This is a genomic window from Neorhizobium populisoli (assembly GCF_019430945.1).
GTDB lineage: Bacteria > Pseudomonadota > Alphaproteobacteria > Rhizobiales > Rhizobiaceae > Neorhizobium > Neorhizobium populisoli.
Genome location: NZ_JAHYCB010000009.1, coordinates 49,977 through 73,764, shown reverse-complemented (window position 1 = coordinate 73,764; position 23,788 = coordinate 49,977). Strand labels below are relative to the sequence as shown.

20 protein-coding genes are annotated in these 23,788 nt (G+C 61.4%); 5 read left to right on the top strand and 15 right to left on the bottom strand.

Features of this window, described 5'->3' with window-relative positions; translation table 11 throughout:
• Window positions 1–6: 6 nt before the first annotated feature.
• Entirely contained in the window at window positions 7–1,002 is a 996-nt protein-coding gene (locus KX729_RS23755; RefSeq protein ID WP_219744971.1) for a zinc-dependent alcohol dehydrogenase, read from the bottom strand.
• 176 nt (window positions 1,003–1,178) lie between these two features.
• Here KX729_RS23755 and ribA point away from each other — a divergent pair, with 176 nt between their 5' ends.
• Together ribA and KX729_RS23745 are read left to right on the top strand one after the other, a co-directional pair.
• The gene (gene ribA, locus KX729_RS23750) at window positions 1,179–2,324 is read left to right on the top strand and encodes a GTP cyclohydrolase II RibA (RefSeq protein ID WP_246617805.1); all 1,146 of its coding nucleotides are present in this window, start codon (window positions 1,179–1,181) and stop codon (window positions 2,322–2,324) included.
• Window positions 2,317–3,120, top strand: coding sequence for a CDP-alcohol phosphatidyltransferase family protein (locus KX729_RS23745; protein ID WP_246617804.1), 804 nt, complete (start codon window positions 2,317–2,319; stop codon window positions 3,118–3,120). The genes ribA and KX729_RS23745 overlap by 8 nt, the downstream gene beginning before the upstream one ends.
• On the opposite strand, the gene KX729_RS23740 is transcribed toward KX729_RS23745, so the two are convergent.
• The gene (locus KX729_RS23740) at window positions 3,074–4,018 is read right to left on the bottom strand and encodes a lysylphosphatidylglycerol synthase transmembrane domain-containing protein (RefSeq protein ID WP_219744970.1); all 945 of its coding nucleotides are present in this window, start codon (window positions 4,016–4,018) and stop codon (window positions 3,074–3,076) included. The genes KX729_RS23745 and KX729_RS23740 overlap by 47 nt on opposite strands.
• Window positions 4,019–4,063: 45 nt before the next feature.
• On the opposite strand from KX729_RS23740, the gene KX729_RS23735 reads away from it, so the two are divergent.
• Window positions 4,064–5,713 (top strand): sulfatase-like hydrolase/transferase, encoded by a 1,650-nt coding sequence (locus tag KX729_RS23735; RefSeq protein WP_219744969.1) that lies wholly within the window; start codon window positions 4,064–4,066, stop codon window positions 5,711–5,713.
• Between the two features lie 11 nt (window positions 5,714–5,724).
• Entirely contained in the window at window positions 5,725–6,147 is a 423-nt protein-coding gene (gene arsC / locus KX729_RS23730; protein WP_219744968.1) for an arsenate reductase (glutaredoxin), read from the top strand.
• A 6-nt stretch (window positions 6,148–6,153) separates the two neighbouring features.
• Here the strand turns inward: arsC and KX729_RS23725 are convergent, their stop codons facing one another.
• The 6 genes from KX729_RS23725 to kynU form a co-directional block, all read right to left on the bottom strand.
• Window positions 6,154–6,867 (bottom strand): ABC transporter ATP-binding protein, encoded by a 714-nt coding sequence (locus tag KX729_RS23725; protein WP_219744967.1) that lies wholly within the window; start codon window positions 6,865–6,867, stop codon window positions 6,154–6,156.
• Window positions 6,864–8,633: a branched-chain amino acid ABC transporter ATP-binding protein/permease gene (locus tag KX729_RS23720; protein WP_219744966.1), complete on the bottom strand. Its 1,770-nt coding sequence runs from the start codon at window positions 8,631–8,633 to the stop codon at window positions 6,864–6,866. Before KX729_RS23720 ends, KX729_RS23725 begins: the two co-directional genes overlap by 4 nt.
• Window positions 8,634–8,636: 3 nt before the next feature.
• Window positions 8,637–9,671, bottom strand: a complete 1,035-nt coding sequence (locus KX729_RS23715; protein WP_376776053.1) for a branched-chain amino acid ABC transporter permease — start codon at window positions 9,669–9,671, stop codon at window positions 8,637–8,639.
• A 238-nt stretch (window positions 9,672–9,909) separates the two neighbouring features.
• Window positions 9,910–11,058 (bottom strand): ABC transporter substrate-binding protein, encoded by a 1,149-nt coding sequence (locus KX729_RS23710; protein ID WP_219744965.1) that lies wholly within the window; start codon window positions 11,056–11,058, stop codon window positions 9,910–9,912.
• A 140-nt stretch (window positions 11,059–11,198) separates the two neighbouring features.
• Entirely contained in the window at window positions 11,199–11,708 is a 510-nt protein-coding gene (locus tag KX729_RS23705; RefSeq protein WP_219744964.1) for a MarR family winged helix-turn-helix transcriptional regulator, read from the bottom strand.
• A 34-nt stretch (window positions 11,709–11,742) separates the two neighbouring features.
• Complete coding sequence (kynU, locus tag KX729_RS23700; RefSeq protein WP_219744963.1) at window positions 11,743–12,936, bottom strand: kynureninase; 1,194 nt, start codon at window positions 12,934–12,936, stop codon at window positions 11,743–11,745.
• Window positions 12,937–13,109: 173 nt separating this feature from the next.
• Here kynU and KX729_RS23695 point away from each other — a divergent pair, with 173 nt between their 5' ends.
• Window positions 13,110–14,042: an alpha/beta hydrolase gene (locus tag KX729_RS23695; RefSeq protein ID WP_219744962.1), complete on the top strand. Its 933-nt coding sequence runs from the start codon at window positions 13,110–13,112 to the stop codon at window positions 14,040–14,042.
• Here the strand turns inward: KX729_RS23695 and KX729_RS23690 are convergent.
• From KX729_RS23690 to cobA, 7 genes are all read right to left on the bottom strand, one after another.
• Window positions 14,020–16,020 carry a CocE/NonD family hydrolase gene (locus KX729_RS23690; protein ID WP_219744961.1) on the bottom strand — a complete coding sequence of 667 codons (2,001 nt, stop codon included), beginning with the start codon at window positions 16,018–16,020 and terminating at the stop codon, window positions 14,020–14,022. The genes KX729_RS23695 and KX729_RS23690 overlap by 23 nt on opposite strands.
• Before the next feature lie 173 nt (window positions 16,021–16,193).
• Window positions 16,194–17,837, bottom strand: coding sequence for an ABC transporter ATP-binding protein (locus KX729_RS23685; RefSeq protein WP_219744960.1), 1,644 nt, complete (start codon window positions 17,835–17,837; stop codon window positions 16,194–16,196).
• Window positions 17,830–18,657: an ABC transporter permease gene (locus tag KX729_RS23680; RefSeq protein ID WP_219744959.1), complete on the bottom strand. Its 828-nt coding sequence runs from the start codon at window positions 18,655–18,657 to the stop codon at window positions 17,830–17,832. The genes KX729_RS23685 and KX729_RS23680 overlap by 8 nt, the downstream gene beginning before the upstream one ends.
• Entirely contained in the window at window positions 18,654–19,661 is a 1,008-nt protein-coding gene (locus KX729_RS23675; RefSeq protein WP_219744958.1) for an ABC transporter permease, read from the bottom strand. Before KX729_RS23675 ends, KX729_RS23680 begins: the two co-directional genes overlap by 4 nt.
• 95 nt (window positions 19,662–19,756) lie before the next feature.
• Complete coding sequence (locus KX729_RS23670) at window positions 19,757–21,346, bottom strand: ABC transporter substrate-binding protein (RefSeq protein WP_219744957.1); 1,590 nt, start codon at window positions 21,344–21,346, stop codon at window positions 19,757–19,759.
• Between the two features lie 330 nt (window positions 21,347–21,676).
• Window positions 21,677–22,990, bottom strand: coding sequence for a cobyrinic acid a,c-diamide synthase CobB (locus KX729_RS23665; RefSeq protein ID WP_219744956.1), 1,314 nt, complete (start codon window positions 22,988–22,990; stop codon window positions 21,677–21,679).
• Entirely contained in the window at window positions 22,987–23,766 is a 780-nt protein-coding gene (gene cobA / locus KX729_RS23660; protein WP_219744955.1) for a uroporphyrinogen-III C-methyltransferase, read from the bottom strand. Before cobA ends, KX729_RS23665 begins: the two co-directional genes overlap by 4 nt.
• Window positions 23,767–23,788: the final 22 nt, after the last annotated feature.

Below are 23,788 nucleotides of genomic sequence, written 5' to 3'. Positions count from 1 at the left end.
AACCCTTCAGTAGCGGATGCGATGACAGAGCGTGGCGGACGAGCCGATAATGCCGGCATAGTCCTTCACGATGGTTTCGAACGGTGTTTCGCCGGAAATCAGGATGTCGAACCTGTCGTCGGCCAGAAGTTCCAATGCTTTGGCCATGCGCCGGTCCGTGTCCCAGCGTGCACGCCTGCCAGGCGGCAAGGCGGCGACCTGGGAGCTGACGATCGACAGGCGTTTGGCATGGAAAGCGCCGCCGAGCGGAAGGTGGGCGTAGCGTTCTCCATACCAGCTCGCCTCGACAATGCGCGCCTCGAAACCGGCATGATCTAGTGCGGACGTCAATGCTTCCGAGGAGGCGGAAGCGTTGATCAGGACGTCGCAGTCATTGGGGATCTCGTCCGGTGAAGAGAAGGTCAGGCCAAGTGCGGCCGCAATCTGTACCCGCTCCGGTTCGATATCGGAAATCACCACATCCGTGCCGATGACCGACGTCGCGAGACGGGCAACCAGAAGACCAACCACGCCCGCGCCAAACACCGCTACCCGATCTCCCGGCTGGATGCCCGCATCCCACACGATATTGAGCGCGGTCTCCATGTTGGCAGCGAGCACCGCGCGTTGCGGCGGCAGCGTTTCCGGCAGGACATGAACTGCCGAGGCGGGGATACGGAACCGGTCCTGATGTGGGTGAAGACAAAAGACAGTGTGGCCGACAAGCCGTTCGGGTCCCTCTTCGACAAGACCGACAGCTGCATACCCGTATTTGACAGGGAAAGGGAATTCGCCGGCCTGATGCGGTGCGCGCATACGCTCATATTCGCTTTCCGGCACCTTGCCGCCGAAAACCAGCGATTCCGTGCCGCGGCTGATGCCGCTGAACAGGGTGCGGACAAGGACTTCGCCTTCCGGGGCGATGGTCTCCTGTTTCACCGCACATCGGCGCGGAGCATCGAACCAGAGCGCATGACCGCATCCACCTGCTTCAGGTCGTTCCGCCGTCTCACGCCTTGTCACACAGAAATCCTTTCACGCCGATCCGGAACACACCTAGAGGCTTCAACGGTGACGGCAAGGGAATGGTTCAGCGGCAGCTCCAAATCGCTATCACGTTTATTTGACGCTGCTTTTCAGGATCCGGGATTGGCGGTTTGGCGTAACGCCATCCATGTATTGCTTGTCAGGAGAGTGTCATGAATGTTTCCCAGCATCTGTGGAATGAAGCCGACCGGGAAGACTTCCAGTTCGACGACGCGGCGATGCGCGCCGAGCGTGCCGCATCCGAATTGCGTTACGGAAGGCCGGTGCTTATCCGCGGGCAGGGTAGCACGCTTGCGGCGCTTGCCCTCGACGCGACCTCTCCTGTGGTTCTCGACCGTTTTGCAAAGGCAACCGGCGAAAGCCATCTGCTTTACCTGACCAGTCATCGCGCTTCCCGGCTTGGAATCGAAGCTCAAGGCGGTATCGCCATTCCAATGCAGGGTATCGATTTTGCTGCCGCATCCAGGCTTGCCTACGGCCGCGGCGCTGAGGCGCCGAAGATGTGGACGCCCGCCACCTGCCGCATGCAGACAGCGGGTGAGGTCGCACAGATCGCACTTCTTCTGCCGGCGATGATCGTGGCCGAAGTCCCGGCGAATTCCCATGCGTTCGACGCCTGTGTGGGGATCGATACGGTCGATCTAGCAAAGGCGCGGCGTCTGTCTCAACATTTCGATATCGTTGCCCGCACGCTGGTGCCGTTGCGTGATCTTGGCGATTGCGAATTCGTGGTCTTCCGCGGTGGTGTGGCGCAGCGCGACCAGATCGCCATCATCGTCGGCAATCCTGATACTTCGAAACCAGTGCCGGTGCGCATCCATTCGTCCTGCATCACCGGCGATCTCTGCGGCTCGCTGAAATGCGATTGTGGCGATCAGTTGCGCAATGGTCTGAAGGGCCTGAACGAGGCCGGCGGCGGGGTTCTGCTCTATCTCGACCAGGAAGGCCGCGGCACCGGGATCGGCGCCAAGATGCGTGCCTATGGCTTCCAGCATGAAGGCCTCGACACGATCGATGCTGATGCCGAACTGGGCTTTTCAGCCGACGAGCGCCACTACGAGGCAGCTGTGGCCATGCTGAAACTGCTCGGCGTTGCAAATGTCGAGCTTTACACCAACAACCCCAGCAAGATGGCGGCCTTGCTGGCCGGTGGGATTGCGGTCAACGGCCGGATACCGGTGACCGGGCGGGTGACGGCCGACAATGTGCAATATCTGCGCACCAAAACGCTCAGGGCCGGCCATATGCTCGACCTTAGCGAGCTGGCCGCGAAGCTGAAAGACGAAGCCGATGGCTGACTGGAATGCAGGCCATCTGGAAGAAAGGACAGCGCGACGGGTAAACCGCACGTTGTCGCTGGATGCCTATGCGGTGACCATGCTGGTCGCCGTTCTCCTGGTTGCTTCCATGCATTTCTTCGGCGACCGGTTTGGCATGGATACGGCTGCTGCAAGTGTGGCGTTCGTCATCTATGCCATCATCTCTGCAATCGCGCTCGGCAACCTGCACACGCATGGTTTCGGGCGGTTCGGACTGGCGAATGTGGTGACGACCGTGCGTGCGGCGATCACGGCACTGATGGGTGGTCTGGTGCTCGCCTCCGGCGATCTGGATGTCGGATTGCACGGTGATGCGCTGTGGGTTTTGGTTCTGGTCGTTGCCATCGCGCTGATGTTGGATGGCGTCGATGGCTATCTTGCGCGCAAGACCCATACGGCATCGCGTTTCGGCGCGCGTTTCGATATGGAAGTCGATGCGCTGCTGATCTTCTTCCTGTCGCTTGCCGCATTCGAGCTTGGGAAAGCCGGCGTCTGGGTTCTGTCGATTGGATTGATGCGTTACGCCTATGTCGTTGCACAGACGGCGTTTCCCGCCCTGCAGGGGGAGTTGCCGCCATCTTTCCGGCGAAAGGCCATTTGTGTGGTCCAGGGTGTCGCGCTCTGTCTTCTGCTGGCGCCGATCGTGGCACCGCCCGTTTCGACATGGATTGCCGTCGGCGCGTTTCTATCGCTCACCTATTCCTTTGCGGTGGACATCATTCATCTCCTCAAGGTCGCTCATGGCGACCAAGCAGCGCCTTTACAAGGAAGATGAAACCCGGCATCGCGCCGACCAGGGCGAGGATGCCGTAGAGAATGCTCGCGGCAACGCCTTGCCCGGATCCGTAACCGAACAACGGCCACAGGGCTGCCGCAGCGGCCTCGCGAGCGCCCCAACCGGAAAAGGTGGCCGGGATCAGCATCATCATCAGGCAGAGCGGAATTGCGGTGATGGCCGCAAGCAACGGCAATGGCGCGCCTATTGCCGCGGAGGCCATCAGGAACATGACGATGTAGCTTCCGACGATAGCGCCGCTGTAACCCGCCTGAACTGCCCAGGCGCCGTCTGACACGAAAGCGCGGATCATTCCGCCTTTCAATGGCTCAACTCGGGAACGCAGAAATTCGGGCGGAAAGCGAAAGACAAGAACGACCAAGATTACAATTGCAGCTACGGCAATGGAAAATCCTGACAGGACGCGGCGAAGCTCTTCGGGGATTGCCTGTCCACCCAAGAGGGGCCAGAGCATAAGGCCGACCGCGGCGATGGCGAAGAATACGCACTGTCCGGCCAGACGTTCGAACAGCACGGCCTGAGCGGGCGTTTTCCAGCCGCCGGCGCCTTCGGTCCGATTGCGGATGGCGCGAACCGCATCACCTGCCACGCCGCCCGGTAGAAGCTGGTTTAGCAGCGTGCCGAGATAATAATTCGCAATTGCCTGGCCGATGCCGAGTTTCTGGCCGAGCCGTGCGGCGGTGAACCGCCAGCGCAACGCCGAAAAGATGATCTGCATCTGCACCAGCAAAAGTCCGGCCAGCACAAGAAGGGGATTTGCGGCGGCAAGGCTTGCGGCAATCCGCGCAGGGTCGAAACGCCAGATCACGGCAATGAGAAGTGCCAGAGCCGCAATAAAGCCGATAAGTTTCAGAAGACGAAGGTTGGAAAAGCGCATGTTGAATAAGCGTGTGGGCCGGGATTTCGATAGGACAGACTACGCATGAACGAATATCGGCCTTTTCGCGAAGAAGACGCAATCACCATAGGACATATCGACCGGCCGAAGGCAAATCGATGGCCGGTTTTGCGGATCACGATTTCGCTGTTCGTGGTAGCCGCGATTCTCGTCTTGCCTTCCAGTCCGGAGGCGTTTTCCGAACTTTATAATCTTCGCTTTCCGCTCGAAGTGGTCGGGTTTGCCTTGGTCGCTGCCATCCTGGCCGGCGGCTGGTTTGCCCTTTTGCGCTGGGGCGTGACGCTGTCTCTCGCAGTGATGCTTTTCCTCAAGCTTGCCGATATTGGCACTGCCAGCGCCTTTCAACGGCCGTTTAATCCCTATCTCGATCTGAAAATCCTCTCCGACGGCTGGAATCTGATGAGTGGAACGGTCGGAGTGACCGAAGCGGTCGGCATCATTTGCGTCGGGCTTTTGGGCTGGTTACTGGTGGCCGGCGTGCTTTACTGGTCGCTCGGCGGGTTCCGGTATCTGCGACCGGAATCGCGGCAGAGGATATCGCTCGCAAGCGGCATTCTGCTGCTTCTCGGGCTGGCAGCCTTCATCATCGAAGACCATGAGAGCCGCAATCTCGGTGTCGATGCCGCAGCCGGTCCCTATTTCGTTCATCGTATTGCATTGGTGAAGAATTCGATCGCCGATCTCGCCCGCTTCGAGGACGAACTAAAGCAGGATCCGGTCGCGCCCAGCGCACATTTCTCGGCGCTCGCCGGCACGGATGTCGTGCTGATCTTCGTCGAATCCTATGGCCGTAGCGCCATCGAAGACCCACGATATGCCGGCATTACGACAAGCCGCTTGCAATCGATGGAGAAGGAAATCCAGGCGGCGGGCCTTGAGGCACGTAGTGGCTGGTTGACCTCGCCGACGGTCGGCGGGATCAGCTGGCTGGCACACGGTACGCTGCTTTCTGGCCTCTGGGTCAACAATCAGGGCCGCTATGACCGAATGATCACCAGTGACCGGACGAGCCTCAACAATCTGTTCCGCACCGCTGGCTGGCAGACGGCAGCCGTCATGCCGGCGATCACGCTCGACTGGCCGGAAGCCGGCTACTTTGGTTATGACAGCATCCGCGCCGCGACTGGACTTGGTTACAGGGGCAAACCGTTCAACTGGATCACCATGCCCGACCAATACACGCTTTCCGCGTTCGAGAGGCTTGAACGGGCGGCCGGCCACAAGCCCCTGATGACCGAGATGGCGCTGATTTCCAGCCATGCGCCGTGGACGCCACTTCCAACACTGATCGATTGGGACAAGGTTGGCGACGGATCGGTATTTACCGCACAGGCGGAAAGCGGCGATACGCCCTCTGTCGTCTGGGCGGATCCAAACCGGGTGCGGAGCCAGTATATCAAGTCGATCGACTATACGCTGGAGACGCTTGGTTCCTATATGGCGCGCTACGGCAAAAACACGCTGTTCATTCTTGTGGGCGACCACCAGCCGGCTTCGATCGTAACCGGCGAAGGCGCTTCGCGCGATGTGCCGATGCATATCGTCAGCGGCAATCCGGAGCTTCTGAAACGGCTCGATAGCTGGCACTGGCAAGCGGGCATGACACCACTTAAGGATACGCCTGCCTATCGCATGGACGAATTCCGCAAAAAGTTCGTCGACAGCTTCGATTGAGGGCAGGGGACATGGACGCCAAGATATACCACAATCCGCAATGCGGCACGTCTCGAAACACGCTGGCGCTGATCCGCAATGCGGGGATCGAGCCCACTGTCATCGAATACCTGAAAACGCCACCGGGCCATGAGGAACTGGCGAAGATGATCGCCGATGCCGGCCTGACAGTACGGGAAGCGATCCGCGAGAAGGGCACGCCCTATGCGGAGCTTGGCCTCGACGATGCGTCGCTGTCCGACGATCAGTTGCTCGATGCGATGCTGGCAACCCCGATCCTGATCAACCGGCCGTTCGTCGTCACGTCTCTCGGTACACGTCTTGTCCGGCCTTCGGAACTGGTGCTCGATATTCTGCCGGATACGCATAAAGGACCATTCTTCAAGGAAGATGGCGAGCAGGTTCTGGATGAGAACGGCAGGCGGATTGCCTGACGGCGCTCAGGCATGTGTTCCGAGATAACTCTCCATCAGCGCCGGATTGGTCGCGAGCTCCGAGGCCGGGCCGGAGAGTTTCACCTCACCGAGTTCGACCAGATAACCCTCGTCGGCAATCTCCAATGCGGCGCGGGCATTCTGCTCGACCAGCAGGATCGACACGCCGGTTTTCCGCAATTCCGAAACGATATTGAGGATATCGATGACGATCTTTGGTGCGAGGCCGAGGCTTGGTTCGTCGAGCAGCAGCAGTCGCGGTCGGCTCATCAGCGCGCGGGCTAGCGCGAGCATCTGCCGTTCGCCGCCGGAGAGCGTACCGGCGAGCTGCTTGCGCCGTTCGGCGAGGCGCGGAAAGCGGGTGTAGACGTCCTCCCGGGTCTCCGCCCGTTCCGAGGTGCTGCGCAGGAAGCCGCCGAGTTCGATATTGTCCTCCACCGACATGGTGGCGAACAGCTCGCGTTTCTCCGGCACGAGGCAGAGGCCGGACGCGACACGTTCCTCGACCGAGCGAGGCACGGATGCCCCATTGTAAAGAATCGTACCTTTGGAGGGCACGATGCCCATGATGGAGTTCAGGAGCGTCGACTTGCCGGCGCCGTTGGCCCCGATCACCGTGACGATGCTGCCGGGTTTCATGGACAGCGAAATGCCGTGCAGCACTTCGGCGCGGCCGTAGGAGACGTGGAGATCCGAAAGTTCGAGCAGGTTGCCGGTCATGCCGCACCTCCCAGATAGGCGGCGATAACTGCCGGATGCTTGCGCACCTCAGCCGGCTTGCCTTCGGCGATCAGCGTGCCGAAGTCGAGCACAACTAGATGATCGACGAGACCCATGACGAAGCCCATATCGTGTTCGACGAGCAGCACCGCGACGCCTTCCTCACGGAGTTTCTTCAAGAGGTTGGCAAGTTCCTGCTTCTCGCCGTGGCGCAGGCCGGCGGCCGGTTCGTCGAGGAGCAGCACGGTTGGGTCGGCTGCCAACGCGCGGGCGATTTCAAGGATGCGGATCTGGCCGAGAGCCAGATCGCCGGCGGGGCGGTTGGCGTATTCACCGAGGCCCACGCGTTCGAGCTGATGGGCAGCTTCAGCCAGCAGCGTTGCCTCCTCGTCGCGCTCGACATGCAGGAAGCTCTTGAAGACGCCGGCTGAACCGCGAAGATGTGCGCCAAGCGCGACGTTTTCCAGTACCGACATATCTGGCAGGATTTTCGCGTGCTGGAAGGTTCGGGCGATACCATGTCGGGCGATATGGCGCGGGCTGTCGCCGGAGAGTCTTTGGCCCTGATAGAAGACCGAGCCGCTGGTCAGCGAGGCGATGCCGGTGATCAGGTTGAAGGTCGTGCTCTTGCCGGCGCCGTTCGGGCCGATCAATCCGACGATGCGACCGGCCGGCACCTCGAAGCTGACATCGTTGACGGCGACCAGACCGCCAAAGGCCTTGCGAGCCTTCTCCACCTTGATCAGCGGTGAACCGGCCAGCGCGAGCGTTCGCTTCGGCAGCTTCTGGTTGGAGGTCGGGATCGGTTTGGGAGGGCGTTTCGGCAGGATTTTCAATATGAAAGGCCAGAGGCCGTCGCGCGCGAGCTGCAGGATGACGACCAGCAGGATGCCGAAAACGATCATTTCGAAATTCGTCGTTGTGCCGATCAGGCTGGGCAAAAAGCGTTGCAGCAGTTCCTTGAGGATGATGACGAGGCCGGAACCGAAGATCGCGCCCCAGACATGGCCGGAACCGCCGACCACCGCCATCAGCAGGTATTCGATGCCCATGGAAAGGCCGAAGGGCGTCGGGTTCACGTTGCGCTGCATATGGGCGTAGAGCCAGCCGGAAAGCGCGGCGACCACCGCCGCGAAGACGAAGACGATGAGCTTGGCACGGACGATGTTGACGCCGAACGCTTCTGCCGCCTGGCCGCCGCCGCGCAAAGCGCGGATGCCGCGGCCAGTTCTTGAATCAAGCAGGTTGCGGGCGCCGATCGCCACCGCGATGACGAAGAACCAGATGAGGTAATAGATCGCGCCGTCGCTCAGGAACCGGTAACCCGCAAGTTCTATCGGCGGAATGCCGGTGATGCCGTCATAGCGGCCAAGCATGTCGATCTTGCCGAACAGGTAGTAGAGCGAAAGTCCCCAGGCGATCGTGCCGAGCGGCAGGAAATGTCCCGAAAGGCGTACGGTGATCAGCCCGAGCGGCATGGCGACGACACCGCCCACAATGACGGACAGCGGCAGTGTGAGCCAGGGCGAGATGCCGTAATTGGTGGCGAGCACAGCGGTCGTATAGGCGCCGAAACCGCAGAAGGCGGCCTGTCCGAACGAGGTAAGCCCTCCGACGCCGGTGAGCAGAACGAGGCCGATTGTCACCAGAGAGGCGAGGCCGATATTGTTCAGGACGGTGATCCAGAACGGCGGCACCGGCAGCACGGGGATGACCACCAGAAAGGCGATACCCGTGAGGCCAGGAAGGAGGCGCTGAATGTTCATCGCTCACTCCTCCTCATGGAACGCATTGTTGAGGGACAGCCAGACGAGGACGGGGATGATCAGGCCGAAGACGATGACTTCCTTGTAGGAGCTGGCGAAGAAGGAGGCGAAGGCCTCGATCAGGCCGACGGCAATGGCGGCAATCGCGGTGATCGGAAAACTCGCCAGCCCGCCGATGATTGCCGCGACGAAACCTTTGAGGCCGATCAGGAAGCCGGTGTCGTAATAGATCGTGGTGATCGGGCCGATCAGCACACCGGACACCGCACCGATTGTCGCTGCCAGCATGAAAGCGGTGACGCCGGTCAGCTGGGTGCGCACGCCCACGAGCCGCGCGCCAAGCCGGTTGACGGCGGTTGCCCGCAGCGCCTTGCCGAGCAGGGTGCGTTCGAAAAACACGTAGAGCGCGATCATGATGCCGATCGTCGCGCCGTAAATCCACAGGCTCTGGGCCGGCACCATCAGCATGCCCATTGTGTAATTTGCATTGGAGAGCGGCTGGGCACGCAGGCCTTCGGCACCGAAGAAGACGAGGCCGAGTCCCATCATGGCGAGATGCACGCCGACGGAGCAGATCAGCAGGACAAGGACCGAGGCATCCGCTAATGGGCGGTAGGCAATACGGTAGATGTAAAGCCCCATCGGAGCGATGATCATGATGGTCAGCAGCGCCTTGACGAAGGATGGCAGGTCGAGCGGGGCAAGCACGGTCGTCAGACCGTAGATGGCGCCGGGCAAGACGAGGTTCAGCCCCACGCTACGCAGGAAGGTGCGTCCATCCGTGCCACGTCGCATGCTCCAGAGGTCCAGTACGAAGGCGATCGCACCGAAGAAAACAAGCAGGGAAATGGTGGCCGGCACTTTGGCGCTATCGAGCAGCGCCAGCGTCAGCGCGCCATAGGCGACGAACTCACCCTGCGGAATGAAGATCACCCGCGTGACCGAAAAGACCAGCACGAGCGCAAGGCCGAGCAGCGCGTAAATCGCACCGCTCGTTACCCCGTCCTGGATCAGGAAGGTCGCAATCATCGCATCCAAAGGATGGTCTCCTGGTTACTCACATATGAGATTAGTGCGAATTGTTGTCTCTGGCTGCCGGCAACGATGTCTTCCCTTCTCCCCAGCGGGGAGAAGGTGCCGGTAGGCGGATGAGGGGGCTACGCGGAATAAAGTCCGTTGGCTCGGGCAGAGGGCATGGCCCCCTCATCCGGCCCTTCGGGCTACCTTCTCCTCGCTGGAGAAGGGAGCCACCCGCGTAACACTAACCATAGCCGGCTTACTTGATCAGTTCGAACTTGCCGTCCTTGGCCGTAAACAGCACCACGGCGCGATCATCGAGGCCGAGGTGATCGTCAGCCTTGAAGTTGAAAACGCCCTGGCTGGCCGGGAACGGGCCGCCGGTTTCGATTGCGTCACGCAGGGCGGCACGGAATTCCGGCGTGCCGGGCTTGGCCTTCTTCAGCGCGATCGGGATCGCCTTTTTCAGCACGGCCATGGCATCGTTGATATGCGGGCCGAACTGGGTGCGGGTGTTCGGACCGTATTTCTTCTCATAGGCCGTTACATAGGCCATGCCTTCCGGCTTGGTTTCGGCCGTATCGGCCAAGGCTTCCGGCGCCATGGCCGGGCCGGAGGCAAAAACCGTGTTATCAGCGGCCTTGCCGGCGATCTTCAGGAAGTCGAAGGTGACGGCGCCGTGGGTCTGGTAAACCTTGCCAGTGAAGCCGCGTTCGCGCAGCGCAATCTGCGGCAGGGCAGCGCCGGTGCCGGAGGCGCCGACGAAGACCGCATCCGGGCGGGAGGCAACGAGCTTCAGCACTTGGCCGGAAACGGAAGTGTCCGGGCGGGCGTAACGTTCGTCAGCGACGACCTTCAGGCCGTATTGCTCGCCAATCGCCTTGAACTGGCCCATCCACAGGTCGCCATAGCTATCCGAAAAGCCGATATAGCCGACCGTCTTGATGCCGTCTGCCTTCATCTTGGCAAACAGGTTCTTGGCGATCAGGCCGGCATCCTGCGGCATGATGAAGGTCCATTTGCCCTTGGAAATGTTCGGCGGCACCGGCGAGCAGCTAAAATGCGGGGTGCTGCTTTCGGATGCTACATTGGCAACGGCGATCGAGGCCGGCGTCAAAGCCGAGCCGACGATGACATCGACCTTGTCGTCGTTGACGAAGCGGCGGGCATTGGTGGTGGCGGTCGACGGATCGCCGGCATCATCCAGCACGATGACCTTGAGCTTTTCGCCGCCGACTTCGGTCGGCCACAATTCGACGGAATTCTTCAGGGGAATGCCAAGCGCGGCGCCCGGGCCGGTAGACGAGACGGTGACGCCGATCGTGATGTCGGCGAATGCAGGGGCAGCCATCAGCGGCAGGGACACGACGGCAACAACCGCGATCCCGGCGAGAAACCGGTTCTTCATAAGATCCTCCCAGATCGAAAAGGGCGATCTCCTCCCGCCCGCCTGTTTGTTTACAGGGAGATTGTTTCTTTGTAAACAATCCAGGTGGTGGTGAAGCAAGGTTGTCCGGTTGTCGGGCCTATGCTTTTCAGCGTGTCGGCTTACTCGGTATCCTTGCCGAAAATGCTGGCGAAACCGGGCTTGCCATTTGCCTCGATCAGCTCTCGCGTGGCCTTGGCGCGGCGCTCCACAAGTGTCAGCATGTCCATGAACGCGTCCATCTTCTCCGGTCCGATCTCACCGAAGAGATGTTTTTCGAGCGCGTCGATGCCGGAGACCATCCGGTCGAACACGGCCGTACCCGCTTCCGTCAGTTCGATCTGCGCCCAGCGGGCATCGCGCTCATCGGCGCGGCGGAGGATCAGGCCGCGATCGACAAGGTCGCGGATCGCCCGCGATATCATCGCCTTATCGATCGTCGTCAGCTTGCCGATCTCCATCGGCGAGATCGAACGGAAACTGCCGATCGCCGACATGACCCGCCAGAGATTGAGCGTAAAACCGTTCGCCTCGCAGAGCAGGCTGACGAGCTTGACCATTTCCGCATTGCTGCGCGCCATACGATACGGCACGACGCCTGCAAGCTTTCTTGTGGGGCGCTCGTCGGTCATTCGGGTCTCCGCCGCTAAAGCCGTATTCGGCGCATCAGGTTACAAGTGCCTTCTGCTTGTATTCGGCCGTATCCCAGAGACTATTGGTCATGATATCCGCGAGGATATCGACCGCCGCCAGAACATCCTTTTCGCCGATATAAAGCGGCGTGAAGCCGAAGCGGATGGCGTTCGGGGCGCGGAAATCGCCGATTACGCCGCGGGCGATCAAGGCCTGCATGATCGCATAACCTTCCGCATGCAGGAAGGAAATCTGGCTGCCACGCTTGTTCCCATCGCGCGGCGAACCGAGGGTGAGCATGGGGCAGCGCTTCTCGACTTCCGCAACAAAGAGATCGCAGAGTTTTATCGATTGACGGCGCAGATCCGCCATGTCGACGCCTTCCCAGGCATCCAGCGCCACATCGAGTGCCGCAAGGCCGATGATCGGCGGTGTGCCGACCCTCATACGATCGATGCCGCCGCCGGGACGGTAACCGAGATCGAAAGCGAAGGGTGACTCGTGCCCCAGCCAGCCGGAGAGCGCCGGGCGGACCTTTTCCAGATGACGCGGTGCGACATAGATGAAGGCCGGTGCGCCAGGACCGCCGTTCAGGTATTTGTAAGTACAGCCGACGGCGAAATCCGCCTCAGCGCCATCAAGATCGACCGGCAGAGCACCGGCGGAGTGGGCGAGATCCCAGACGGTGATTGCGCCGACGGAATGCGCCTTTTTTGTCAGCGCCTTCATGTCGTGCAGACGTCCTGTGCGGTAATCCACCTCGGTCAGCATCAGCACTGCGACGTTTTCGTCGATCGCGGCTTCGACGTCTTCCGGCTCGACGATCTTCAGCTCATGGCCGCGGCCGAGCGAGCCGATCAAGCCTTGGGCGATGTAGAGGTCGGAAGGAAAATTGCCGCTGTCGGAAAGGATGACCTTGCGCTCCGGCACGAGATCGACGGCGGAGGCGAGTGCCTGATAGACCTTGATAGACAGGGTGTCGCCCATCACGACGGTGTCTTCCGCCGCACCCACTAGCTTGCCGACCCGGTCGCCGATCCTGCGCGGCATCATCATCCAGCCGGCCTTGTTCCAGCCCTTGATCAGCAACTCGCCCCATTCGTCCGTCATCAATTTGGCGACATGGTCCTTGGCGGCGATCGGCAGCGGGCCGAGCGAATTGCCGTCGAGATAGATGACGCCTTCCGGCAGATGGAAGAGCGAGCGGGTCTTTTTGAAATCCGTCACGGATGACACCTTGCTGTTGGAACATGCGAAGTACTGCAGACTAGAAGCTCGCTTCCGACTTGCAAGAGCCATTCGCGTCTTCAATCCGCGATGTGCCGGCGCATCCGGTGCTTGTGAGACCTGTGGCGCCGCCCTAACCTTGTCTCCAGACCAGGAAGAGAGGTTCGACCGCGATGGACAATTCCGTTTCCAAGACAGGACCTTATCCACAGGAGCCTGAGATCCTCGAATTTCTGAAGATCTGCGACGGATTTTATCCGCCCGATGCTGTGGACGCCTCGATCGAGCAGCAACGGGCCTGGTATGATGCGCTTTGCGCCCGCTTCGATCAGCCGCTGCCGAAAGGGATGATCTTTCAGGACGAGATGCTGGTCTTGCCGATCCGGCGTTATCGGCCGGCGAAGATTGGTACGGAAAACGTGCTTCTGTACCTGCATGGCGGTGGCTTCGTGGTCGGTTCGCTGCAGAGCCATCATGCGATCTGCGCGGAGATTGCCGAAGCTACCGGTGCGGAACTGGTTTCGGTCGATTACCATCTGGCTCCGGAACATGTCTGGCCGGCGCAGACGGATGATTGTTTTGCCGTGCTGAAACAGTTGATCGGACAGGGTCGGCAGGTCGTGGTGATCGGCGACAGTGCAGGCGGCAATCTGGCCGCGGGGCTGGTGCTGCGGGCGCGGGATGAGGGGCTTTCCGGCATTGTCGGCCAGGTGCTGATCTATCCCGGCCTCGGCGGCGATCTGGTGTCAGGCTCGTATGAGGAGATGGCGCATGCGCCGGGGCTGACGACGGCGGATGTCGCCTATTATCGGGCGGTTCTGAAGGCGCCGAAAGATGAGCCCGTGGCGCATCCGCTGAAGGCCACCGACCTCTCCGGCCTGCCGCCGGCCTATGTCACCGTCGCGCATTTCGATCCATTGCGGGACGATGGCCGAATTTATACCGAACGGCTGCGGCAGGCAGGCGTCGAAGCCGTCTTCCGGAGCGAACCGCAGATGGTGCATGCCTGGCTGCGCGCCCGGCACATGAGCCCGGGCGCAGCGGACGGTTTCAAGGCGCTTTGCGAAGCAGTGCGGCGGCTTGCTACATCAGGTCGCGCGGAATGACCTTTTCGAAGGTCTTTTCGAAGACCTGCCTTTCGCCTTCATAGGCGATCACAGACGCGCCGATCAGCCAGTCCGTTGCCGTGCAGGAGATGCGCGAGGTGGAAACGGTGCGCACCGACCAGCCCTCCCGCTGCATGTCGCAGGTCCATGTTGAAACACCGGTCATCGACAGCGGATCATCCGGCTTGATCGACCAAGTTTCTTCACGCAGTTGACGGGTGGCGAGACCGGTGTCCGGATGTTCGAACAATCCGGTGTCCTCGTGGATGTGGTAGTCCGTACGGTTTGCGGAGAGGTCGCGGGTAACACTGCGTTTCGTCTCGGCCGGCGCGTGTTCCGTATATTTCGGCAGCGGATCGGGATTGTTCGGCTGTTTCATCTCGAAGGCCTCATGCTCACCAAGTTTCGGCATGGCGAGGCCGAGGGAGGCGATGTCGATTGTCAGGCCCGGATCGGTCGGCGGCGGCAGCACGGTCGGCCAGTAGGCGGTCGACAAGGATAGCCGGATTCGGTGGCTTTCGCCGAAGCGGTAACCGCAGGTATCGAGTTCGAGCCGGATCGTGACTGGTTCACCAGGCCTGAGCGGCTTTGGGTTCTCGTTGCCGTCGCGATGGGCGAGGTTGATGACGCCGAAGGAGACGCGGGTAGCGGCGCCATCCGGATGCACATCGACGATACGGGCGCAGAGATTGGCAAGTTCGGCATCGCAGCGAAGCGTCACGGTCAGAACCGGGCGGCCGAGGAAGGATTTGCCTTCCGTCAGCGGCAAGGTTTCGAAAGTCAGCGAACCGGCATCGTCGACGCGCTGGTCGCCGGCCATTTCGGCATCCGGCTTCAGCGTGAACCATTCGCCCGAGGCGGTGCCGGTATCGAGTGGCGATTTCAGGTAAATTTCATGCGGCGGTGCGTGCGGGATCGGCATGCCTTCGAGAAGCGCGCCGAACTGGTCGACGTAGAAACATTGGGCTTCCGGCTCGCTCCAGCGCTGTTTCGATATCCATGTGCCGGGCTCGACATCGCGGCGAACGGCCGGTTTCGGACCATCGATGATATAGGCGCGCACTTGGGGCAGGTTCTCGATGCCGTTTTCCTCGCCGCGTAGCCAGCGGTTCCAGAAGGCGATCGCTTCGCCATGGAAATCGGCACGCGGTTTCGGCCAGGCGAAATGCGGGTATTTGTGGACCCAGGGGCCAATCAGCGCCTTGGATTTTTCGCCGAGACCTTCGGCCGCGAGCAGCGGCGTGTTGCGGTAGCCGTCGGCCCAGCCGGCAACTACCAGTGTCGGGATTTCAACCGCGGAAAAATCTTCTGCGATCGAACCGTGTTTCCAGAAGTCGTCGCGGCGCTGGTGGGAAAGCCATTCCTCCATGAAGAAGGGTTCGTTTTCCAACCGCTCCATCCACATTTCAAGCCAGCGGTTGCCGACGAGGTCCGGATCGGGCGAGCGGGACTGGTAAGCGAGCATGGTCGCAGCCCAGGAGAGCTGGGCCGAAAGGTGGCAACCGTTCTTGTAATGGATATCGTCATTGTAGCGATCGGTGGTCGAGGCGATCGAGATGACCGCCTTCAGCGCCGGCGGACGGAGTGCCGCCACCTGCAGGCCGTTGAAGCCGCCCCAGGAAATACCCATCATGCCGACATTGCCGTTCGACCACGGCTGGGCAGCGATCCAGGCGATCAGTTCGCAGGCATTGGCCAGCTCGAGCTCGGTATATTCGCCGTCGATGACGCCGTCCGATTCACCGGAGCCGCGGATATCCACCCGCACGCCGGCAATGCCGGCGGCCGCAAAGACCGGATAGGTGGATTCGTCACGAGCTGCCGTTCCGTCGCGCTTGCGGTAGGGCAGGAATTCGAAGACGGCCGGTACTGTGTCGGCTTCGGCGTCATCCGGCAGCCAGATACGGGCGGCGAGGCGAGTGCCATCCTTCAGCGTAATCCATTGGTTTTCGATGGTGGTGAAGGGGCGGTCGGTCATGGGTGGGCTTTCATTTCAGGAATTAAGCTTGGTGAGCGAAGCTTTGCCCCTCACCCTAACCCTCTCCCCGCAGGCGGGGAGAGGGGACTTCAGAGCTTGCAGCTTGCTCCCTTCTCCCGGTCTTTACGGGGAGAGGTGACGGCGGGCGGATGACGGGCTGCGGCTTGGGTCCATCAATTCCCCGCACTTTCCATCCGCCGCGTCGTCAGCACCCGTTCCAGCCAGCCGATCTCCATCTCGGGAACTGACTTCAGCAGTAGATCGGTATAGTCGTCGAAGGGTGGCGACAGCGCCTGCGATTTCGGCCCAAAACGCACCAGCTTGCCGCGATGCATGACTGCGACGGAATCGGCTATCGCGCGGACAATGGCAATGTCGTGGGTGATGAAGACGTAGGAGAGCTGCTGCTCTTCCTGCAGTTTCATCAGGAGCTTCAGAATGCCTTCCGCCACCAGCGGGTCGAGCGCCGAGGTGGGCTCGTCGCAGAGGATGAGTTCCGGCTTGGCGGCAAGCGCCCGGGCGATGGCGACGCGCTGTTTCTGGCCGCCGGACAATTCAGCCGGGTAACGGTTGAGGAAGCCGTTGCCCATCTCGATCTGGTCGAGCAGTTCTGCGACGCGGGCGGTTTTCGCGCTGCCGCGCAGGCCGTAATAGAAGGTCAGCGGCCGGCCGATGATGTCGCGTACCGTCTGGCGCGGGTTCATCGCCGTATCGGCCATCTGGTAGATGAGCTGGATGCGGCGGAGATCGTCGCGCGGGCGGCTCTTGAGGCTCGGCGTAAGTGGCTTGTCTTCGAAGGTGATCTTTCCGTCGCTTGGGGGCAGGAGGCCGGTGATGACGCGTGCCAGCGTCGATTTTCCCGAGCCGGATTCGCCGACGATCGCCAGCGTCTGACCCTTGCAGAGATGCAGCGAGACTCCGTGCAGCACCTTGAAACCGTTTGAATATTGGGCGCTGATATTGTCGACCTTCAGGAGCGGTTTCGACTGGTCGGGCGCTTCGTGGCGGATTTCCTGGCGGACGTTGACGAGTGCTCGCGTATAGTCCTGTGTCGGTGCCTCGATGATCTGCTGGACGGAGCCGTATTCCACCGTCTTGCCGTGCCGCAGCACCATCATGTCGTCGGAGATCTGTGCCACCACGGCGAGATCGTGGGTGATATAGAGCGCGGCGGTGCCAGTCTCCTCGATCGCGTGTTTGATCGCGGCCAGCACGTCGATCTGGGTAGTCACGTCGAGTGCGGTGGTCGGTTCGTCGAAGACGATCAGTTCCGGGTTGGAACAGAGCGCCATCGCGGTCATGGCGCGCTGCAACTGGCCGCCGGAGACCTGGTGCGGAAAACGGTCGCCGAAGGTTTCCGGGTTCGGCAGGCCGAGCACGCGGAAGAGGTAGAGCGCGCGCTTGCGGGCATCTTCCTTCGTCATCAGCCCGTGTTTGACCGAGGCCTCGATCACCTGGTCGCCGAGCTTATGAGCGGGGTTAAAGGCAGCGGCGGCCGATTGCGCCACATAGCAGACTTTGGCACCGCGGATGGAGCGGATGCCACCCTTGCCGAGCGTCAGGATATCGCTGCCGTTCAGCGAGACCTCGCCGCCGGTGATTTCGGCGCCGCCGCGGCCATAGGCGAGCGCCGAAAGGCCGATCGTCGATTTGCCGGCGCCGGATTCGCCGATCAGGCCGAGCACCTTGCCGCGCTGCAGATCGAACGAGACGCCATCGACGATGGTGATTCGTTTCGGTGGCTCGCCAGGCGGGTAGCTGGTCGCCTCGATCTTGAGATTGCGGACGGATAGGAGATGGTTCGAAGTCTCAAGCATCGCCGCGTCCTCCCTTGAGGCTGGAGGTTCGTTTCAGCAGCCAGTCGACGACAAGATTGACGCAGACGGCAAGCGCTGCAATCGCCGAACCGGGCACCAATGCGGCCGAAATACCGAAGATGATGCCGTCCTTGTTTTCCTTCACCATGCCGCCCCAGTCGGCAGTCGGCGGCTGGATGCCGAGGCCGAGGAAGGAAAGCGTCGACAGGAACAGGATCGAGAAGGCGAAGCGCAGGCCGAATTCGGCCAGCAGCGGCGAAAGGGTATTGGGCAGGATTTCGCGGAAAATGATCCAGGTCGTGCCTTCGCCACGCAGCTTGGCCGCCTCGACGAATTCCATCACCGCCACGTCGAGCGCTACGGCGCGACCGAGGCGATAGACGCGGGTGGAATCGAGGATCGCCATGACGAGTATCAGCACGATCAGGTGCTGCGGCAGGACAGCAAGCACGACGAGCGCGAAGATCAGCGTTGGGATCGACATCATCAGGTCGTTGAAGCGGGAAAAGACCGTATCGACGATACCGCCCGTGACGGCGGCGATGAAGCTCAGCATGATGCCCAGCGAAAACGAGATGACGGTGGCCGCGAGCGCCACGAACAGCGTCGTGCGGGCACCGTAGATCAGCCGCGAAAGGATATCGCGGCCAAGGTTGTCGAGGCCGAAGAAGAATTGCTGATCCGCCGGTTGCCAGACGGCGCCGACGACTTCCGTTTCGCTATAGGGCGCCAGCAGCGGTGCGAAGATGGCGCAGATGACGGCAAGCACGATGCCGGCCATGCCAATCCAGGCGGTGATGGGAATATCGCGTGCTCTCATCGCGGATGCCTCAGACGGGGGTTGGCGACGATCGCGAGAATATCGGCGAGCATATTGAGGAAGATGTAGACGGCGGCGAAGATCAAGCCGCAAGCCTGCACGACAGGCATGTCACGCACCGTCACCGCATCGACCATGTACTGGCCCATGCCGGGGTAAACGAAGACGACCTCCACCACCACAACGCCAACCACGAGATAGGCGAGGTTGAGCGCCACGACGTTGATGATCGGCGCCAGCGCGTTCGGAGCGGCATGTTTGACGATCGCCCGCCAGGCGGAAAGCCCCTTGAGCTCGGCCGTTTCCATATAGGCGGACGACATGACCGAGAGGATGGCGGCGCGGGTCATGCGCATCATATGGGCGAGCACGACGAGGACCAGCGTTGCGGTCGGCAGGGCGATCGTCTTGATACGATCGAAAAAGCCCATGCCGTCGAAGACGGTCGCCGGGAAAGTGGCGATGCCGAAATTGACCGCGAACCAGAGGATCAGCAGGTAGCCGATGAAGAATTCCGGCAGCGAGATCGCGGCCAGAGAGATGACGTTGATAATCTTGTCCGGCATGCGATTGCGAAAATGTACCGAGAGCATGCCGAGCCCGACGGCGAGCGGTACGGCAATGATCGCCGCGAAGGCGGCGAGAAACAGCGAATTGCCCAGCCGGTTTCCGACCTGTTCGGAAACCGAGTTCTTGCTGGCCCAGGACGTGCCGAAATCGCCTTGCACGGCCCCACCCAGCCATTCGAAATAGCGGGTTACGACCGAGCGATCGAGACCAAGATCCGCGCGGATATTGGCGATCGCCTGCGGTGTCGCCGATTGGCCGAGATAGGTCGAGGCAAAGTCGCCCGGCAGGGCTTCGATGCCGCCGAAGATCAGCACGGAAACGGCCAGCAGCAATGCGAGCGACAGGAGAAACCGCTCGAGGATCAGGGCCAGCAACGGAAAGCGCGACCTGAATCTCAGGCCTGGCAATGTGCCGGTCTCGGGTGGGTTGGACATCAGCGCAAAATCCCGGTTCTGGAACGAGAAGGCGGGCCGCGAAATTTAAGGTTCGCGGCCCGAGCTGGATTACAGGAGAGTAATCCGACCGGTGATCAGGCGTCGAGCCAGATTCTCGTTGCGACGTAACCGTTCGACATGTCGTTGCCGATGTCGTTGACGTAGCCCTTCACCTGCTTGGTGGAGGCGTTCACATAGTCGTTGAACATCGGCAGGATGACGCCGCCTTCGTCGCGGACCAGCATCGCCATCTGACGATACATGTCCTTGCGCTTCTTTTCGTCGAGTTCCGAGCGCGCGGCAATCAGCAGCTTGTCGAAATCCGGGCGCTTGAAGCGGGTGTCGTTCCAGTCGGCGGTCGAGAGGTAAGCGCCGGAATAGAACTGGTCCTGCGTGGCGCGGCTGCCCCAGTAGGAAGCCGAGAAAGGCTGCTTGTTCCAGACGTTGGTCCAGTAGCCGTCACCCGGTTCGCGGCGAATTTCGATGTTGATGCCGGCCTTCTTGGCGCTCTGCTGGAAAAGGGCGGTGGCATCGACGGCACTCGGGAAGGCGACTTCCGAAGTGCGCAGTAGGACGGAACCGCTATGGCCGGACTTCTTGTAGTGGAAAGCCGCCTTGTCCGGATCGTATTTGCGCTGCTCGATGCCCTCGGGGAAGAGGGCATAGGTGTCGTTGATCGGGAAGTCGTTGCCGACCTTGCCATAGCCGCCGAGAATGCGGGTGACCATTTCCTCGCGGTCGATCGCGTATTTCAGCGCCAGCCGAAGGTCGTTATTGTCGAACGGCGCCGTGTCGCAATGCATGATGAAGACGTAGTGGCCGCCGCCCGGCGTTGTCAGGATCTCGACATTCGGCGCGCGCTTCAGAAGCGGCACGGTCTTCGGATCGACGCGGTTGATGTAATGCACCTGACCGGAGGAGAGCGCGGCGATACGCGCCGTCGCGTCGTTCATGGTGATGAATTCGAGATTCTGGGCGAAGCCGCGATCGGAGCGCCAGTCGTTGGCATTCTTCTCGAAGGTCATGCGCACGCCGGGCTGGAAGCTCGTGACCTTATAGGCGCCGGTGCCGATGCCGGCGGTCGGGTTGTCGATGCCGCCGTTCGGCTGGATGACCAGATGGTAGTCGGTAAAAATCTGCGGCAGGTCGGCATTGCCGGAATCGAGCGTGACGACCAGGTCACCGCCCTTGTTCTCGATGCTGGTGATCGCCTTCATGACGCCGAGCGCGCCGGATTCGGCCTTGGCGTCGCTGTGGCGCTTCAGGGTTGCGACCACGTCGTCGGTGGTCATTTCCTTGCCGTTGTGGAACTGCACACCCTTGCGGATCTTGAAGGTCCAGATCTTGGCGTCCGGTGACGGCGACCAGGATTCGGCGAGTGCCGGAAGCGGTGCGCGGGTCTGCGGATGGGTTTCGACCAGCGTGTCGCCCCAGGTGCGGACGGCACAGAACATCACCTGCGAGGTCGCCTTGGCGGGATCGATACTGTCGGTTGCTGCGCCGCCCTCGAGGCCGAGCTTGATCGTGCCGCCCTTCTTAGGAGTCTGGGCGGACGCGCTGGTGGCGAAAAGACTGCCGGCTGCGCTCAGCGTCATGCCGGCGGCCATGGCGCGGCCCATGAACTCGCGGCGGTTCATACCACCTGCGGTCACGCGGCCTGCGAGATATTTGGTAAAATCGTTCATTCCCCTGTTCCTCTTATCGTTGCGCGTTGAAACTGCATTATTTAGGTCCTTGCCGCGGGTTTCCTCTCCCATCGGTTCGGCCTCTTATCGATATTGGGAAATGCTCCGGTTGCTGCCGGCCTTCTTCCTTTCTGAAGGAACGAGAATCAAAGCGTTTTGCGCCTCGAGGTCGCACCGGAACTGTTCTGCCTGCCGCATGGCAATGCCTGTCGGGATTAAGGTGTGTATCCCGATAATGCGCTGCATTCTAAGCGACATAAAGTGACGTCGATGCGACGGCTGTTTTTCATTAGAGAATTGATTGCAACTCAGGGTGATGGCTTGGCTCTTTCAGCCGCGAGCAATCGCGTGAAAGAAGGTTCCGCTGACGAGGCCCCGCCGGCCGCCGGAGGGGCCTATCTCCTTGCCTGTGCCGTCGGCGATCGTCGCCACCGGCTCGTCCGTTCCTTGCGAGACGGTGCTGGCATAATGAAACTCATGGCCGCGGATGGTTTCGCCGTGTTGTCCGATCGGGCAGGCGGAACGGAGCGTTGCCTGCCGGTAACCGAGGTTCATCTTGCGTTTGGCGAAGCTGGTGCGGTGGGAAAGCATTCCGGTCATGGCATGGGTGATGCCGTCCGCATCCTCCAGCGTCTCGCCGAGCACCATATAGCCACCGCACTCGCCGTGAACCGGTTTCGTCTCGGAAAATGCCTTAAGGCCAGCCTTGAAGTTTTCTGCTGCGGCAAGCTTGCCCGGATGCAGTTCGGGGTATCCGCCCGGTAACCAGCAGATCTCGCAGTCAGCAGGCGGCGCTTCATCGGCAAGCGGCGAGAAAGGCACAATCTCGGCGCCCATGGCCCGCCATTCCCGCTTGATATGCGGGTAGAGGAAGGTGAAAGCCGCATCTTCCGCCAGCGCAATCCGCTGGCCGGGTGGCAATAGGGCCTTTTCCACAGAACCTTCAGGGATTTCGAAAGGTTTCGCGGCGGCAAGAATTGCGTCGAGGTCGAGAGAGCGTTCCATAGCATCCGCCAGTCGCTCGATATGGGCATCCATTTCCGGATGTTCGCTGGCCTGTACGAGACCAAGATGTCGTTCGGGCAGGATCAGCGTTGGATCGCGCAGGACGGTACCGACGACGGGCAGGCCGATCGCTTCGATCGCGTCGCCGGAGAGCTTCTTGTGCCGCTCGCTGCCGGCGCGGTTCAGGATGCAGGCGGCGATCTTCACCGCCGGATCGTAATGCATAAAGCCGCAGGCGACGGCAGCGGCCGTCTGGCTTTGGCCGGAAACATCCAGCACCAGCAGCACCGGCAGGCCGAAAAGGCGCGCGAGATCGGAGGCTGCACCGGAGCGGTTCGGCTCGGTGACGATGCCGTCGAACAGGCCCATGGCACTTTCGATCAGGATCAGTTCGGCGTCCTCGGCCTGTTCGCGGGCCAGATGCCGAAGAAGATCCGGCGCCATCGCCCAGCTGTCGAGATTGAGGCCAGGCAGGTGGGTTGCCGCCTCGTGGAAGCCGGGATCGATATAGTCCGGCCCGGTCTTGATGCCGCGCACCTTGACGCCGCGGCGGGCAAAGGCGCGCAACAGGCCGATCGTGACGCTGGTCTTGCCGGAACCGGAGCGCGGGGCGCCGATGATGAGGGCGCGGGGGGTCATTGGGCAGATCCGGAAAGAATAGCCTGCATGGAAACGATCCTGCCAATGACGATCAGGGCGGGAGCGGCAAAATTCTGCCGCTTCACCTCGGCCTCGACCGTCTCGAGCGTCGCGGTCATCGACCGCTCGTCCGGCGTGGTGGCCGCCATCAGCACCGCAACTGGCGTATCCGGTGAGCGTCCGCCTTCGATCAGCAGCCGGGCGATGGTGCCGATCGTGCTGACGCCCATGTAGACGACGATCGGTTCGCCGGTCTTCGCCAGCGCCTTCCAGTCGAGATCGCCTTCGGTGCCGGCAGCATGGCCGGTGGCGAGTGTGATGGAGCGGCTGATGCCTCGCATCGTTGCCGGGATATTGGCGGCGGCAAGCGCCGCCAATGCCGAGGTCATGCCGGGCAGGATGCGGAAGGGAATGCCTTCCTTGACCAGAGCCTCCGCCTCCTCGCCGCCACGGCCGAAGACGAAGGGATCACCGCCCTTCAGCCGCAGCACGCGCTTTCCTGCCTTGGCGAGTTCGATCAGCTTGGTGGTGATATCGTCCTGCGCGACGGAGGGCCTGCCGCCGCGTTTTCCCACGAAAATCAGATCGGTTGTTTTCGCCAGAGATAAGACGCCGTCGGAGACCAGCGCATCGTGGACGATCACGTCCGCCTTGGCCAGCGCATCGGCCACTTCCAGCGTCAGATACCGCGGATGGCCGGGGCCGGCGCCGGCCAGCCAGACATGACCAGACTGGAATTCGGGGGCTGCGACAATTGTTTCGATACTCGTATTCATATGCGAACCTTTGACCGGTGAC